The sequence below is a fragment of the Streptomyces sp. SID5785 genome, assembly GCF_009870065.1.
In the GTDB taxonomy this organism is placed as follows: Bacteria; Actinomycetota; Actinomycetes; order Streptomycetales; family Streptomycetaceae; genus Streptomyces.
This window is the reverse complement of record NZ_WWIA01000976.1, coordinates 1-14007: the sequence shown is the minus strand read 5'-3', so window position 1 is coordinate 14007 and position 14007 is coordinate 1. Positions and strand designations below refer to the sequence as shown.

Below are 14007 nucleotides of genomic sequence, written 5' to 3'. Positions count from 1 at the left end.
TTCCGGCTCCGGCAAGTCGACGCTGCTGCACTGCCTCGCCGGCATCGTCACGCCGGACTCCGGCTCCATCACGTACGGCGGCCGCGAGCTGACCTCGATGTCCGACGCCGAGCGCAGCGCCCTGCGGCGCGGCGAGTTCGGCTTCGTGTTCCAGTTCGGCCAGCTGGTGCCCGAGCTGACCTGCGCCGAGAACGTCGCGCTGCCGCTGCGGCTGAACGGCGTGCGCCGCAAGGAGGCCGAGCGGCGTGCCACCGGCTGGCTGGAGCGCCTGGAGGTCGACGATCTGGCCGGCAAGCGGCCCGGTGAGATCTCCGGCGGTCAGGGCCAGCGCGTCGCCGTGGCCCGCTCCCTGGTCACGAGCCCGCGCGTGCTGTTCGCGGACGAGCCGACCGGCGCCCTCGACTCCCTCAACGGCGAGCGCGTCATGGAGCTGCTCACCGAGGCGGCCCGCGGTGCCAACGCCGCGGTCGTCCTGGTCACGCACGAGGCGCGGGTCGCCGCCTACTCCGACCGCGAGGTCGTGGTGCGCGACGGCAAGTCCCGCGACATGGAGTTCGCCCGATGACGCTGCTCGACGACCGCCCCGCGGAGCGCGCCCCCGCGCCCGTCCGCCCGGGGTTCACCGGCCGCGTCCGCGACCTCCGGATCGGGGTGCGCTGCGCCGTCGCCGGTGGCCGCGAGGGCTGGATCCGTACGCTCCTGACCGCGATCGGGGTCGGCCTCGGCGTCGCCGTGCTGCTCGGCGCGGCGTCCGTGCCGACGCTGATGCAGCAGCGCGACGACCGCGGCGCCGCCCGCCAGCTCGGGGTCACCGCGACCGGCGACTCCGCGCCGCGTTCGGACCGCTCGTTCCTCCTGACGGACGCGTCCTCCGAGTTCCGCGACGCGTCGGTCGGCGGCTATCTGCTGCGCCCCGACGGCGCGCACCCGGTGCTGCCGCCGGGCGTCGACCGGATGCCCGGCCCCGGCGAGATGGTCGTCTCCCCCGCCCTGCGCCGGCTGCTCGACTCCCCCGACGGCAAGCTCCTCAAGGAGCGCTACCCGTACCGGGACGTGGGCACGATCGCCCCGGCGGGCCTGAGCGACCCCTTCGACCTGTACGTGTACGCCGGCTCGGACAGGATCACGGCCGACCGGGACGGACGGCGCTACGACACGTGGGGACACCGGTACGGGACCACGCCGATGGACCCCGTGCTCGTCGTCATGGTGATCCTGGCCTGCGTCGTGCTGCTCGTGCCGGTGGCGATCTTCATCGCGACGGCCGTGCGGTTCGGCGGCGAGCGGCGCGACCGGCGGCTCGCCGCGCTGCGCCTGGTCGGCGCGGACGTGCGGATGACCCGGCGGATGGCCGCGGGCGAGGCACTGTTCGGGGCGGTCGTCGGCGTGCTGCTCGGCGCCGGGTTCTTCCTCGCGGCACGGCAGCTGCTCGCCCATGTCGAGGTGTGGCGGCTGACGGCGTTCCCGTCGGACCTGTCGCCGGTGCCCGTGCTGGGCGCGCTGATCGTGGTGGCGGTGCCGCTGGCCTCGATCGCGGTGACCCTGTTCGCCCTGCGCTCGGTGGCGATCGAGCCCCTGGGCGTGGTCCGCAGCCGGCGCGGCCGGTCCCGCAGGCTGTGGTGGCGGCTGCCGATCCCGGTGATCGGCGCGGCGCTGCTGCTGATGTCGAGCGCGACCGGCAGCACGGACACGTTCGGCGTGGTGCGGATCTCGGCCGGGATCGGCCTGCTGCTGATCGGTCTGGTGCTGGTGCTGCCGTGGCTCGTCGAGGCGGTCGTGGCCCGGCTGCACGGCGGTTCGGTGCCGTGGCAGCTGGCGACGCGCAGGCTGCAGCTGTCGAGCACGGCGGCGAGCCGCGCGGTCGCGGGCATCACCATCGCGGTGGCCGGCGGCATCGCCCTGCAGATGTTCACCACCGCCGTCGACGACGACTTCGTGAAGTCGACGGGCGCAGACACCCGGCGGGCGCAGATCTCAGCGAACGCCAACTTCCCGAGCGGCGCGCTCGCCCAGCGGATGGTGAACGAGTTCGGCGCGACGAAGGGCGTGCGCAAGGTCATCGGCACGGTCGACACCTGGGCCAGCCCCGCGGGCGCGAAGCCGGACGCCGACGGGTACACGTCGAGCGTGACGCTCTCCGTCGGCACCTGCGCCGCGCTGCGCGAGCTGGCGCACCTGCCCTCGTGCACGGACGGCGACGTGTTCCGCGTGACCGGTTCCGGCGACGCGTACATGGAGTCGGAGCTGAAGAAGATCGGCGGTCCCGGCACCCGTCTGGAGGTCGACGGCGCGGACTTCGACAAGAAGGCGGAGAAGGCGGTCTCCTGGACCCTGCCGAAGAACACCCGGACCGTGACATCACGCCGCGACCCGAGCGGGGACACCTTCGGCGGCCTCCTGGCCACGCCCTCCGCGTTCGACACGCGCGTGCTGCACAACTCGTCGACGTCGGCCCAGGTCCAGGTGGACGAGTCGGTGCCGGACGCGCTGGAGTTCGTCCGCAACACGGCGTTCCGGATCGACCCGGCGATGCGGGTGTGGACGCTGAGCTCGACCCAGCAGGACAAGCAGTTCGCCAGTATCCAGCGCGGTCTGTTCACCGCGGCGGCCATCACGATCTCGCTGATCGCGGCGTCGATGCTGATCAACCAGATCGAGCAACTGCGCGAGCGCAGGCGGCTGTTGTCAGTGCTCGTCGCCTACGGCACCCGGCGCTCCACGCTCGCCTGGTCGGTGCTGTGGCAGACGGCGATCCCGGTCGTGCTCGGCATGGCGCTCGCGGTGTCGGGCGGCCTGGCCCTCGGGGTGCTGATGCTCCGCATGGTCGACAGGACGGTGACGGACTGGTGGGTGTTCCTGCCGCTGGTGGGTGTGGGCGCTGCGGCGATCGCCGGCGTCACGCTGCTGAGCCTGCCGCCGCTGTACCGCCTGATGCGCCCGGAGGGCCTGCGCACGGAGTGACGTCCGCGGGCCGGCCCGGGTCATGCCGCACCGACCCTGGGCTCGCCCGACGGCACCAGCGACCCTCCTTCCGCAGCACCGGGCGGGGCCTGCGCGCGGGAGGACGAGAGCACGGTCACGGCATGCGCCAGGGACACCATCGTCATGTGGTGGTGCCAACCGCGGTACGAGCGGCCCTCGAAGTCGCGGATGCCGAGGCCGTCGCTCACCTCCGCCAGATCGCGCTCCACACGCCGCGAGAGCATGGCCGTGCGGTACACACCGCCGAGCGGCGACTGCGCGAGGTTGGTGAGCCAGAACTCGCTCGGGGAACTCCGGCCGGAATCCGCCCAGGCGGCCAGCAGTACGAGGTCGAGGCCTTCCGGCTGCCCTTGCTGCACGGTGGATCCCCCGTGCAGCACGACAGGCACGGCACCGACCGACGTGGCACGCATGGTGCGCTCCGTGTGGTCGAACCACTCCACCGGTATGCGCTCCTTGTGCAGGGCCGTCAGCAGCCCGGCCGCTCCCGCCCGTCCCCCGGCACGGTCACCGGGTCCGATCCCGCTCCGCCCTGTCCTCCCTGTCCTCGACTCAGGCGGCATCGGTGCGATGGAGGACGGATCGATCCGGACGACGAACGGAATCTGACGGCCCGCCAGCTCGGCGCAGACCGTCTGCGGCGCCGCCTCCCGCCCGTCCATCACCACCGGCCGACCGCGCAGCCCCCACTCCCGCGTCATCTTGCTCACCGCGTCGACGGCGCACTGCTCGGGCGGGCACGAGCCGACCTCCGTGGGGATGGCGGCACGGCGGCGCAGGTCCTCCTGGCTCGTCCAGGACTCGGGCAGCGCCAGTTGCCAGTCCACAGGACAGCTGCCGTCCTCTCCCGCGAGCCAGACGCTCATCGCCTGCTGGCAGTTGACGACACGTCCGATCCGTGGGACCCACTGCCGTTCCACGCCGACCGTGTGCCGGCCCACCTTCGTGATCACGAGGGGCTGCACGACCCAGGCACGAGGCTGCGCACGCGCGATGAGCAGCCGTGCCAGGTCGCCGCGCACCTGATCGGCGTCCCACGGCGACTTGCTGATGAACTGGTTGAGGCTCTGCTCGGCCCCGCTGCCCACCCCGTGGGCGAGAGCACGCATGGTCTTCTTCCCGCGGACCGCGAGCAGCCCCCTCACATAGACCTCACCCCAGCGCCGCTGGTCGCTTCGGGGGATGGAGCGCAGCACGGAGAGAACCTCAGCGAGTTCGTTCGGTGACATGTGGTCGGGAAGCGCCTGCTGACCTGCGGTGGACACCGTTCTCCCCTCTCCATCGGCGACCCCAGTCGGCGCGGCGCCTCTCCGCGCCGCCCGGCAGCGTCACGCCACCCGGGTCGCGGCTGACCGCCCTCGCGCGGTGCCTGTCCTCGCGCAGCCTGCGGGTGATGATCACGCCGGTCCGGCGGGGCCCTGTCATGACTGCGCTGCAGGGTCGCGGCCGACCGCACCGACGCCCGGTCACCGCCGAAGCCCTTCGACGGACGCCAGCACCTGGTCGACACCGGCGCCCAACTCACCCTCGAGCGCCACCCCGAAGACGGCGCAGCCGGGCATCAGCCGACTCAGCCGCTGTCGGACACCCTGCGGTCCCTGCCAACCACCGAGCACGACGAACCGGTCGTAGTGCCGGGCCATTTGACCCGCCGCAGCCGCCAAGTGGCCGTCGTCGACGTACACCAGATGCGCGTGCGCCACCCCCGCGTACCGTTCCCGGGCGGCCAGTGCGAGCCGGGTGCCGTCCTCGCCGACCGAGACCAGGCAGACCCTCGCGTCCGCGGGCTCTCCGGACTCCGGACCGGCGCCCCAGACAACCGGGGGGATCTCTCCGTCGTCAGCTCCGGTCCAGTCCGCCGTCACGTCGGCAGGTGCCCCTGCTCCGATGCGGATGTGGTGCGGCCGCCCCGAACGAACCGCCATGCGCACCACCGACCGGATCTCGTGCACGCCGCTCGGCGCCGCGATCCGTAAGCGCGGCACGCCCAGCAGCTCCGCCGGACCGTCCTCGATGTCCGGCACCACCACCGACGCCCCCACCCGCAGATAGGCGAGCGCCAGACGAGGGAGCCGCGCCTCTCGGGCCGCGTCGCCCAGACCGCACACGAATACCCTGAACCCAGCCGTGACCAGCCCTTCAACCATGCTCACCATGGCGCTCTCCACACTGCCGAGCGGGAAGAACCGGTCCGGGTGCGCCGCCTCGAAAGGATGCAGGGCGCCGCGCGGCAGGGCTTCCACGCACACCACTCGGGCGTCTTCCGCGCCGATCTTTGCCAGTTCCTCGCGATAGACGACCTCCGCCCGGACGATCGCAACGCCCACAGCGCAACCCCTTTCAGAGAAGGTTCATGCCTCGCTCGGTAGATTACAAACCGACGGCCCGGTTTGCAAACGGTCTCTCCGCCCGTCACGGGTCCCTTTATTGGACATTTCGGCCGCATCTCGACCGATGAAGCGCATGAAACGAACCACATGGTCGGTTCTATACTTGCGGGCCGGGTGGCGCACACATGGGGCGCACCCCTTCGACCGCAACCCGCCCCCGAAGGAGGCACCAGTGACCCAGCAGGTGCGCGCCGCCCGCACCCGGCACGCTCTCATCCACTCCGCCGCTCTCTCGTTCGAGGCGCACGGCTACACAGGGACACGCCTCACCGACATCAGCTCGGGAGCGGGTGTCAGCGTCGGAGCCCTCCACTTCCACTTCGACAGCAAGCCGGCGATGTCGGATGCCGTCCAGGAGGCGGCACACCAGCACTTCCGGCGAGCCGCCCAGGCCGCGCAACACGGACAGTCCAGCGCACTCCAGCAACTGATCAACTCCACCCACGCCATTGCCGGACTGTTGAGGGCGGACGTCGTGGCACGCGCCGGGCTGCGGCTCAACCGGGACGGAACCCTCAGCAACCCGGTCGACTTCCCGAGTCAGTGGCGCGCGTTCGTCGATCGCCGATTCATCTGCGCCGCAGACCAAGGCGCCCTGCTCGCGCCGCAGGCCCACCACACGCTCGCGCGTTTCGTCACCGCCGCAACCATGGGGCTTGAAACACTCGGCAGAACCGACAAGTCGTGGCTTGCGACGCACACCATCACCGACCTCTGGGCATGGCTGCTCCCCAAGGTGGCCACGACAGACACAGGACTCTCCCCAGCAGGAACAGACACATCCATGCCACAGGTCGCGCCGAGGACACCACCGGCCAACACCTCGTGACACCACACAAAGGCCGATCACCCCAACGACAGTTTCCCGTCATGCCGTTGGACCACATTGAAAACAAAACCGCTTGGTCAGTATCTTTACCTCCAGCACCGCACTCGGCAGATCACCACGGCGTCCGTCCCACCGCATCACCGCAGCGGCACGGCCGCACGACGGGTGATCATCGAGTGCGCCTGCCTGATGGATCGCTAAGCAACCACGCACGGGGGATGAGTCGATGGAACGTGTGGAACTCGCGATTGTGGGAGGGGGCCCGGTCGGAATGCTCCTGGCGGCCGAGGCCGGACGGTACGGACTACGCACCGCGCTCGTGGAGACGGCAGCCTCCACGTCGGATCAGCCGAAGGCCAACACCGTGCACGCCAGGGCACTCCAGTCGCTGGCGCGCCACGGATACAGGGAGGTCCTTCCTGAACACGGAGCCTCGGACAACACGGCGATGTTTCACTTCGCCGGCATCGACGGCCTGGCCATCACGTCTCCCGAGCACGAGCCTCCCCCTGTGGCCAAGTGCCCCCAGGCGGTTCTCGAGCGGGCCTTCGAACAGCACGCCCGGGCCAGGGGTGTTCACGTCCTGCGCGGCTGCCGCGCCACACAGATCAGCCGCACTCGGGACCATGCGCACCTGACACTCCAGAGCGAGCGCGGCAGCCATCGGATCAGCGCGGACTATGTCGCCGCCGCGGACGGAGCACACAGCTCCATCCGCGAACAGATGGGCTTCACCAAGGACTTCCGCGCTCCCCGCATCTCGGCGCTCCTCGGCGTGGTCCGCTTCGCCGATCCCGCAACCGCGCCGGCCGGGTGGCACAGGACTCGACGCGGATGGACCGTCGCGCGCGACTTCGGCAACGGCTACACACTGATTCGAGCGATCACCTTCGCCGGAACCCCTCCCGACCGTCGCGCCCCGGTGACGTTGGGCGAGCTGCAGCGCGAGGCGTCCTACATTCTCGGCCGCGACCTGAAGATGACGGATGCGCTGCATCTACGACGCTTCAGCGACGTGTCCACACTGGCCCACCGGTTCCTCGACGGACGGGTCGCCCTGGTGGGGGATGCCGCACACACGCACTTCCCCATCGGAGGACAGGGCCTGAGCACCGGGATCCAGGACGCCCTCAACCTCGGCTGGAAATTAGCTCATTGCATCCGCGGCACAGCGGGGAAGGACCTGCTCGAGACCTACGACGAGGAGCGCCGCCAAGCAGCCCAGCGGGTCATCGACAACACCCGGGCACAAGCGGTACTCATGCGCCCCGACCCCGAACTCGACCCGCTGCGCGACCTCTTCACCGGCCTGATCCGGCACGACAAGGACCAGAACCACCTGGCCGCCGCCATCAGCGCCCAGGACACCCGCTACGCACCCAGGACGAAGGGTGCCTCCCCCCTGGAAGGCACGTTCCTGTCGAACCGACCGCTCGTCACAGAAGACGGCCGGTCAACCAGTGTCGTCGAACTCCTGACCGAGGGGCGCCCGCTCCTGCTCCTGTCGGGGCCCGGCGCCGACAGCACACACCGTGCGCAGAGCCGGGCGTGGAACACCGTCGTGCGAACGGTCTCCGTACGACCCGATGCAGGACTGCCGCAGGAGGCCGTACTCGTGCGGCCCGACGGGTACGTCGCATGGGCCTGCGACAGCGCCGACTCACTGCCCGAAGCGCTGCGTGTCTGGTTCGGCGAGGAACCATGAGCGGTAAGGCCCCCCGGACCGGGGGCCGGGTTCAGCCGGCCGCGACCTCTTCGCCGTCATCCGCCGGTTCCTGCTCGAGGGCGGCCCGCGCAATCCGATCGAGGTCGAAGTCCAAAGACGCCAGGACCGAAGGCAGCGCGATGGCAGGCATCAGGTGCCGGGTCAGTGCCTCCATGCGTTCTGCCAGGTCCGCGTAGTTCGACAGCGCCTGCGACATGGACTGGATACCTGCGAAAGCCCCGACAAGGACGTCGGCCGATTCTCCTGGCACCACGTGCGGCAGCAGTTCACCCCGGCCTGCCGCCTCCTCCATGGAGCGCGCGAGTTGTCCGCTCCACCCCGTGAACGCGTCGCCACGACGGCCACCCATCGCCCCCTCGTCCAGCGACAGCCGCACAGCTGCGCGCACCACAGGATCAGTGCGCAGCCGGTACGTCTGGGACGCGATGAGGTCGATGACCTCCTGAAGCTTGATGGACCTCGGCAACAGCGGCAGACCGTCGGGCAACTGCTCCTCGAGCAGTCCCCGCGCCAACGCTTCCTTGGAAGCAAAGTGAAAGTACAGCGCACCCTTGGTGACCTGGCCTCGAGCCAGGATCTCCGCGATCGTCGCCGCCTGGAAGCCACGCTCCTCGAACACGCCCGCCGCCGCTTCCACGATGACCCGCCGGGTTCTGATCGCTCGGTCTTGCTTCGGCACGCGTGCCTCCATGTCCGCACCAGCTAAGAACAAACCGCCCAGTTTGTATTTTACCATCTCCTGGCAAAGAGGGCCCCATGTTCACTGCTCCGCTTTCCCCGACCATCGACTCGGCCGCCGCCTTCGCGCACCGGACCACCGATCGCGACACCTTCATCCGCAGCTGGCAGGCAGCGGGTGCCGGCCGTCACTTCGCATCGGCGCGGCTTCCCCACGATCACCCCTTCTTCCCGCCGTCCCGGGACGGCCGCCCCGACCCGCTGCTGCTCGCCGAGAGCTTCCGCCAGGCCGGCCTCGTGATCCTGCACGCCGGCCACGACGTACCGCTGGACCACGTCTTCCTCCTCGGCTCCCTCCAATACGACTACTCCATGCCCGTGCCCGACGCGCAGGGCGGCCCCTGCGAGTTGACCCTGGAGGTGGACACCTCCCGGACAACTGCGCGGGAAGCGCGCGTGGGGAAGAAGCGCCTCGATCTCATCGCCTGGCAGGACGGGCGACCCGTCGCCCGGGGGCTCATACACTGCCGCGTCATCAGTCCGCAGATCTATGCCCGCCTGCGAGGCGATCGCACGGCGCCACGCCGGTCGGCGCAGCTGCCTCACCTGCTCGCGCCCCGGACCGTGGGAAGGACGGACGTCGCCGATGTCCTCCTCGCCCCCCACGGAGACGAGAACACCTGGCAGTTGAGCATCGACACGTCCCACTCGACCCTGTTCCAGTCCCCCAAGGACCACATTCCGGGAATGCTGCTGCTCGAAGCCGGCAGGCAGGCGGCCCAGGCGGTCCAGGCCCCCTTCCCGTTCCTTCCCACGGCTGCCGACGCGACCTTCCACGGCTACGGAGAGATCGACATCCCCTGCCGGGTCACGGCGGAGGTTCTGCACGCAACGCCCCGTTCGGCGACCACTGTCAGGGTGGAGTGCCTCCAGGACGACACCCCGATCTTCACCGCCACGTACTCGGGCTGACCAGCTCCAGCAGAGAGGAGCCACATGATCGCCGTCACAGGAGCGAGCGGAACCATCGGGTCCTTGGTGGCCGGCCGATTGGCCACCCACCATGCGCTGCGCCTCCTGACGAGACATCCGGAGCGCCTGGCGGGTTCCTTCGCCGACGCCGAACTCGTCAGAGCGGACTACTCCGATCCGCCGTCCTTGCGCAGGGCGCTGCAAGGTGTCGACGCTGCCCTGCTCGTGACCAACGATCCCCTGGCCGACCACGACCGCCCCTTCGTCCAGGCCGCCCGCTCCGCCGGCGTGCGCCATCTGGTCAAGTTGTCCGCGGCTGCCGTCGAGGACGCGGGGGCCGACGACCTCATCACGTCCTGGCAGCGCCGAAACGAACGGATCATCCGCTCCAGCGGCCTCGACTGGACGTTCCTGCGTCCGCGCGCCTTCATGTCCAATGCTCTGTCCTGGGCGCCCGGGATCCGGTCCGACGGGGTGGTCCGCGCCCTCCACGGCGCGTCCCTCAACTCGTGTGTCGACCCCCGGGACGTCGCCGATGTGGCCGTACAGGCTCTCGCCCGCAAGCTACCGGTCGGAACGGCCCACCGGCTGACGGGGCCGACGGCGCTCTCCCCGCGCATGCAGACAGCCCTGCTCTCCCGGGCCCTGGGACGCTCACTGACGTTCGAGGAACTCGACGCCGGCCAAGCCCGGGCCCATCTGGAGCGGCAGCTTCCGCGCCCTGTCGCCGAGGCGCTTCTCCGGAGTGCACAGCGCCAGTACGCAGGAGCAAAACGCCAGGTGACAACGGAGGTTGAGGACCTCCTGGGGCGTCCGGCACGTTCGTTCCGGACGTGGGCGACCGACCACGCGTACAGATTCACGGAGCGGACATGAGCCCCTCCCCCCAGGAGACGGTCCGCCGCCCGCGTCAGAGCGGAGTCGGCCCGGCTCGCCCCTACAGCACCCGTACCGGCAGCCCCGCGAGCGCCCGGCGCAGGGCGGTGGCCAGTTCCCGGTACTCCGCGGAGCGCGCCGCGCCCGACCGCATCGCGAACGCGACCCGGCGGGACGGCGCGGGCTCGGCGAAGTACCCGGTCAGGAGCTGGGCGCTGCGGCTGGTCTCGACGGCGACGGCGGTGCGCGGCAGCAGCGTCACCCCCAGCCCCCCGGCGACGAGTTGGACCAGCGTGGAGAGTCCGGCGGCGGTCGTGGTGACGGGCACGTCGTCCCGGCCGGCCTCGCGGCAGATGTCGAGCGCCTGGTCCCGCAGGCAGTGTCCCTCGTCGAGGAGCAGGAGGTGCAGCTCGCGCAGCGCCTCGCGGGGGATGCCCTCGCGTCCGCCGAGCCAGTGGTCGAGCGGTGTCACGAGCACGAAGTCCTCGTCGAACAGCGGGATCTCGGCGAGGCCCGGCACGCCGAGCGGCACGGCGAGCAGCAGCAGGTCGAGCCGCCCGGCCATGACGCCCTCCACCAGCGAGGAGGTCTGCTCCTCGTGCACCTGGAGGTCGAGGTCCGGGTAGGTCTCGTGGACGAGCCGCAGCAGGGTCGGCAGCAGGTAGGGCGCGACGGTGGGGATCACGCCGAGCCGCAGCACCCCGGTGAACGGCGCCCGCACCGCCTCCGCCTCCTCGACGAGCGCGCCGACCTCGTCGAGGACGGCCCGGGCCCGGACGGCGATCCGCTCACCGGCGGGCGAGAGCAGCACCTTGCGCGTCGTACGCTCGACGAGGGTCACCCCGAGCGCCTCCTCGAGCGCGGACACCGCGCCGGACAGGGCGGGCTGGCTCATCCCGATCGCGGCCGCCGCGTCCCTGAAGTGCAGATGCTCCGCGACCGCGGCGAACGCCCGCAGTTGCGCCAGGCTGGGCTGCCGGCGCCGGACGCCTGCGGGTCTGCCGTTCTGTACGGCCACTGATAGCCACCTCCGATCAACTCGACCGAGTCTAGCTATTTCCGCAATCAATGCACTCCGTGCCACGATCATGAGCAGTCCAACCCATGGAAAACAGCCCCAAAAGGGCGTTTTCTCGCTGCAAGGAGAGCGCGTGCTCACTGTCGGTGACCAGTTCCCCCCGTTCGATCTGACTGCCTGTGTCTCGCTGGAGAAGGGCCAGGAGTTCCAGCAGATCGACCACAAGACCTACGAGGGCAAGTGGAAGATCGTCTTCGCGTGGCCCAAGGACTTCACCTTCGTGTGCCCCACCGAGATCGCCGCCTTCGGCAAGCTGAACGACGAGTTCGCCGACCGTGACGCGCAGGTCCTCGGCTTCTCCGGCGACTCCGAGTTCGTGCACCACGCCTGGCGCAAGGACCACCCGGACCTCACCGACCTGCCCTTCCCGATGCTCGCCGACTCGAAGCACGAGCTCATGCGCGACCTCGGCATCGAGGGCGAGGACGGCTTCGCGCAGCGCGCCGTCTTCATCGTCGACCAGAACAACGAGATCCAGTTCACGATGGTGACCGCCGGTTCCGTGGGCCGTAACCCCAAGGAGGTCCTGCGGGTCCTCGACGCGCTCCAGACGGACGAGCTCTGCCCGTGCAACTGGAGCAAGGGCGACGAGACCCTCGACCCGGTCGCGCTGCTCTCGGGCGAGTGAACGGAAGGTTCTGACATGGCTCTCGACGAACTGAAGTCCGCCGTACCGGACTACGCCAAGGACCTGAAGCTCAACCTGGGCTCGGTCATCGGCAACTCGGACCTGCCGGCCCAGCAGCTGTGGGGCACGGTCCTCGCCTGCGCGATCGCGTCGCGCTCGCCGCGCGTGCTGCGCGAACTGGCCCCCGAGGCCGAGGCGAACCTGTCGCCGGAGGCGTTCAAGGCCGCCAAGTCGGCCGCCGCAATCATGTCGATGAACAACGTCTTCTACCGCACGCGTCACCTGCTCTCGGACGACGAGTACGGGACGATGCGCGCGGGTCTGCGGATGAACGTCATCGGCAACCCGGGCGTCGACAAGGTCGACTTCGAGCTGTGGTCGTTCGCGGTCTCCGCGATCAACGGCTGCGGCATGTGCCTCGACTCGCACGAGCAGGTGCTCCGCAAGGCGGGCGTCGACCGTGACGTCATCCAGGAGTCCTTCAAGATCGCCTCGGTCATCCAGGCGGTGGCGGTCACGCTGGACGCGGAAGCCGCGCTCGCGTAACCACCGCCCGAAGAGGGCCGAAGAGGGAGGGGCCCCGCCGCGGATGCGGCGGGGCCCCTCCCTCTTCGTGTCCGTCAGTCGGACCCGGCGGGCGGCCGCACCGGGGCGGCCGCGGCGTCCACGGCCGTCGCCCCGCGCGGCTCCGGCGCCGTGCGCAGGGCCTCGCCCCGGGACCAGGCCCGCAGGTACACCACCACGGTGTTCGTCACGGCCACCAGCGGCACCGCGACCACCGCGCCGCCGATCCCGGACACCATGCTGCCGGTCGCGACGGAGAGCACCACCGCCAGCGGGTGCACCCGCACGGCCCGGCCGAGGATGAACGGCTGGAGGATGTGGCCCTCGATCTGCTGCACGGCGAGGACGACGGCGAGCGTCATCACGGCCGTGAACACGCCCTGGGTGACGAGCGCGACGACCACCGCGAGCGCCCCGGAGACCACCGCGCCGACGAGCGGGATGAACGCGAACAGGAAGATGAACACGGCCAGCGGCACCGCCATCGGCACCCCGAGGAAGTAGATGCCGAGGCCGATGAAGATGGCGTCGATCAGCGCGACTATGACCGTGCCGCGCACGTACGCGGTCAGGGTGCGCCAGGCGCGCGGTCCGGCGCCCGCGATGCCCGGACGGGCCTGCGCCGGGACGAGCTTGAGCGTCCAGTCCCAGATGCGCCGGCCGTCGTAGAGCAGGAACAGCGTCGAGAACATCGTCAGGAGGATGCCGGTCATCGCCTCGACGATGACGGTGACGCCCTCCAGCCCGGCGGAGGTGATCTCGTCCGTGTTCGCCCCGATCGCGTCGCGCAGCGACTTGGCGATCTCGTTGATCTGGTTGTCGGTCACGTGGAAGGGGCTGTTGAGCAGCCACTTGCGCAACTCGTCGATGCCGTCCTGGACCTGGTCCGAGAGCGTGTCGATGTTCTCCTGGACCTGCCAGACCACGAACCAGCCGACGAGCCCCATGATGACGAAGCCGAGGATCGCGGTCAGCGCCGTCGCCAGCCCGCGGGGCACGCCGTGCCGGCGCAGCCGGGCCACCGTCGGCTGCAGCAGGGCGGTGATGAGCAGCGCCGCGACGAACGCGAACACGACCAGCTGCACCGAGCTGATGACCCGCATGAGGACCCAGAGCGTCCCGGCGAGGACGAGGAGGCGCCAGCCGGCCTCGGCGGCGACCCGCAGCCCCCAGGGGACGGCGGCGACGGGCTCGGGCCGGGCGGCGACGGCCGGTGCGTAGGCGGGCGGCGCGGGCACGTGCTCGGTGTGCGGCTCGCCGGACCCGGTCGTGGCCGGCGCCGGG

Annotated in this window: 13 protein-coding genes; 8 read left to right on the top strand and 5 right to left on the bottom strand. The window is 70.5% G+C overall.

Going from position 1 to position 14007, the window contains the following annotated elements:
* Together GTW43_RS31810 and GTW43_RS31805 are read left to right on the top strand one after the other, a co-directional pair.
* Positions 1-565 (top strand): ABC transporter ATP-binding protein (locus GTW43_RS31810; RefSeq protein WP_161305433.1); only part of this gene is annotated, 565 nt, incomplete at its 5' end.
* The gene (locus tag GTW43_RS31805; protein WP_161302851.1) at positions 562-2961 is read left to right on the top strand and encodes an ABC transporter permease; all 2400 of its coding nucleotides are present in this window, start codon (positions 562-564) and stop codon (positions 2959-2961) included. The genes GTW43_RS31810 and GTW43_RS31805, both read left to right, overlap by 4 nt.
* 20 nt (positions 2962-2981) lie before the next feature.
* On the opposite strand, the gene GTW43_RS31800 is transcribed toward GTW43_RS31805, so the two are convergent.
* Both GTW43_RS31800 and GTW43_RS31795 read right to left on the bottom strand, forming a co-directional pair.
* The gene (locus GTW43_RS31800; protein ID WP_161302852.1) at positions 2982-4247 is read right to left on the bottom strand and encodes a transposase; all 1266 of its coding nucleotides are present in this window, start codon (positions 4245-4247) and stop codon (positions 2982-2984) included.
* Positions 4248-4448: 201 nt separating this feature from the next.
* Positions 4449-5309 carry a transketolase gene (locus GTW43_RS31795; protein WP_161302853.1) on the bottom strand — a complete coding sequence of 287 codons (861 nt, stop codon included), beginning with the start codon at positions 5307-5309 and terminating at the stop codon, positions 4449-4451.
* A 235-nt stretch (positions 5310-5544) separates the two neighbouring features.
* Between GTW43_RS31795 and GTW43_RS31790 the strand changes: the two genes are divergently transcribed.
* Both GTW43_RS31790 and GTW43_RS31785 read left to right on the top strand, forming a co-directional pair.
* Positions 5545-6201 carry a ScbR family autoregulator-binding transcription factor gene (locus GTW43_RS31790; RefSeq protein WP_161302854.1) on the top strand — a complete coding sequence of 219 codons (657 nt, stop codon included), beginning with the start codon at positions 5545-5547 and terminating at the stop codon, positions 6199-6201.
* Positions 6202-6427: 226 nt separating this feature from the next.
* Complete coding sequence (locus tag GTW43_RS31785) at positions 6428-7906, top strand: FAD-dependent monooxygenase (RefSeq protein WP_161302855.1); 1479 nt, start codon at positions 6428-6430, stop codon at positions 7904-7906.
* Positions 7907-7937: 31 nt separating this feature from the next.
* Here GTW43_RS31785 and GTW43_RS31780 read toward each other — a convergent pair whose 3' ends face one another.
* On the bottom strand, positions 7938-8606 hold the full coding sequence (locus tag GTW43_RS31780) for a ScbR family autoregulator-binding transcription factor (protein WP_161302856.1): 669 nt from the start codon (positions 8604-8606) through the stop codon (positions 7938-7940).
* 77 nt (positions 8607-8683) lie between these two features.
* On the opposite strand from GTW43_RS31780, the gene GTW43_RS31775 reads away from it, so the two are divergent.
* Both GTW43_RS31775 and GTW43_RS31770 read left to right on the top strand, forming a co-directional pair.
* The gene (locus GTW43_RS31775; protein ID WP_161305432.1) at positions 8684-9577 is read left to right on the top strand and encodes a ScbA/BarX family gamma-butyrolactone biosynthesis protein; all 894 of its coding nucleotides are present in this window, start codon (positions 8684-8686) and stop codon (positions 9575-9577) included.
* A 24-nt stretch (positions 9578-9601) separates the two neighbouring features.
* The gene (locus GTW43_RS31770) at positions 9602-10453 is read left to right on the top strand and encodes an NAD(P)H-binding protein (RefSeq protein ID WP_161305431.1); all 852 of its coding nucleotides are present in this window, start codon (positions 9602-9604) and stop codon (positions 10451-10453) included.
* A 61-nt stretch (positions 10454-10514) separates the two neighbouring features.
* Here GTW43_RS31770 and GTW43_RS31765 read toward each other — a convergent pair whose 3' ends face one another.
* Positions 10515-11471 carry a LysR substrate-binding domain-containing protein gene (locus tag GTW43_RS31765; RefSeq protein ID WP_161305430.1) on the bottom strand — a complete coding sequence of 319 codons (957 nt, stop codon included), beginning with the start codon at positions 11469-11471 and terminating at the stop codon, positions 10515-10517.
* A 133-nt stretch (positions 11472-11604) separates the two neighbouring features.
* Here GTW43_RS31765 and GTW43_RS31760 point away from each other — a divergent pair, with 133 nt between their 5' ends.
* Together GTW43_RS31760 and GTW43_RS31755 are read left to right on the top strand one after the other, a co-directional pair.
* Positions 11605-12159 carry a peroxiredoxin gene (locus tag GTW43_RS31760; protein ID WP_161305429.1) on the top strand — a complete coding sequence of 185 codons (555 nt, stop codon included), beginning with the start codon at positions 11605-11607 and terminating at the stop codon, positions 12157-12159.
* 15 nt (positions 12160-12174) lie between these two features.
* Positions 12175-12705 (top strand): alkyl hydroperoxide reductase, encoded by a 531-nt coding sequence (locus GTW43_RS31755; RefSeq protein WP_161305428.1) that lies wholly within the window; start codon positions 12175-12177, stop codon positions 12703-12705.
* Between the two features lie 74 nt (positions 12706-12779).
* On the opposite strand, the gene GTW43_RS31750 is transcribed toward GTW43_RS31755, so the two are convergent.
* Positions 12780-14007 (bottom strand): AI-2E family transporter (locus GTW43_RS31750; RefSeq protein WP_161305427.1); only part of this gene is annotated, 1228 nt, incomplete at its 5' end.

Excerpts from the sequence above, each read along its gene's own strand:
- GTW43_RS31755 (WP_161305428.1), top strand. The coding sequence starts at position 12,175 with ATGGCTCTCGACGAACTGAAGTCCGCCGTACCGGACTACGCCAAGGAC.
- GTW43_RS31805 (WP_161302851.1), top strand. The coding sequence starts at position 562 with ATGACGCTGCTCGACGACCGCCCCGCGGAGCGCGCCCCCGCGCCCGTC.
- GTW43_RS31770 (WP_161305431.1), top strand. The coding sequence starts at position 9,602 with ATGATCGCCGTCACAGGAGCGAGCGGAACCATCGGGTCCTTGGTGGCC.
- GTW43_RS31775 (WP_161305432.1), top strand. The coding sequence starts at position 8,684 with ATGTTCACTGCTCCGCTTTCCCCGACCATCGACTCGGCCGCCGCCTTC.
- GTW43_RS31785 (WP_161302855.1), top strand. The coding sequence starts at position 6,428 with ATGGAACGTGTGGAACTCGCGATTGTGGGAGGGGGCCCGGTCGGAATG.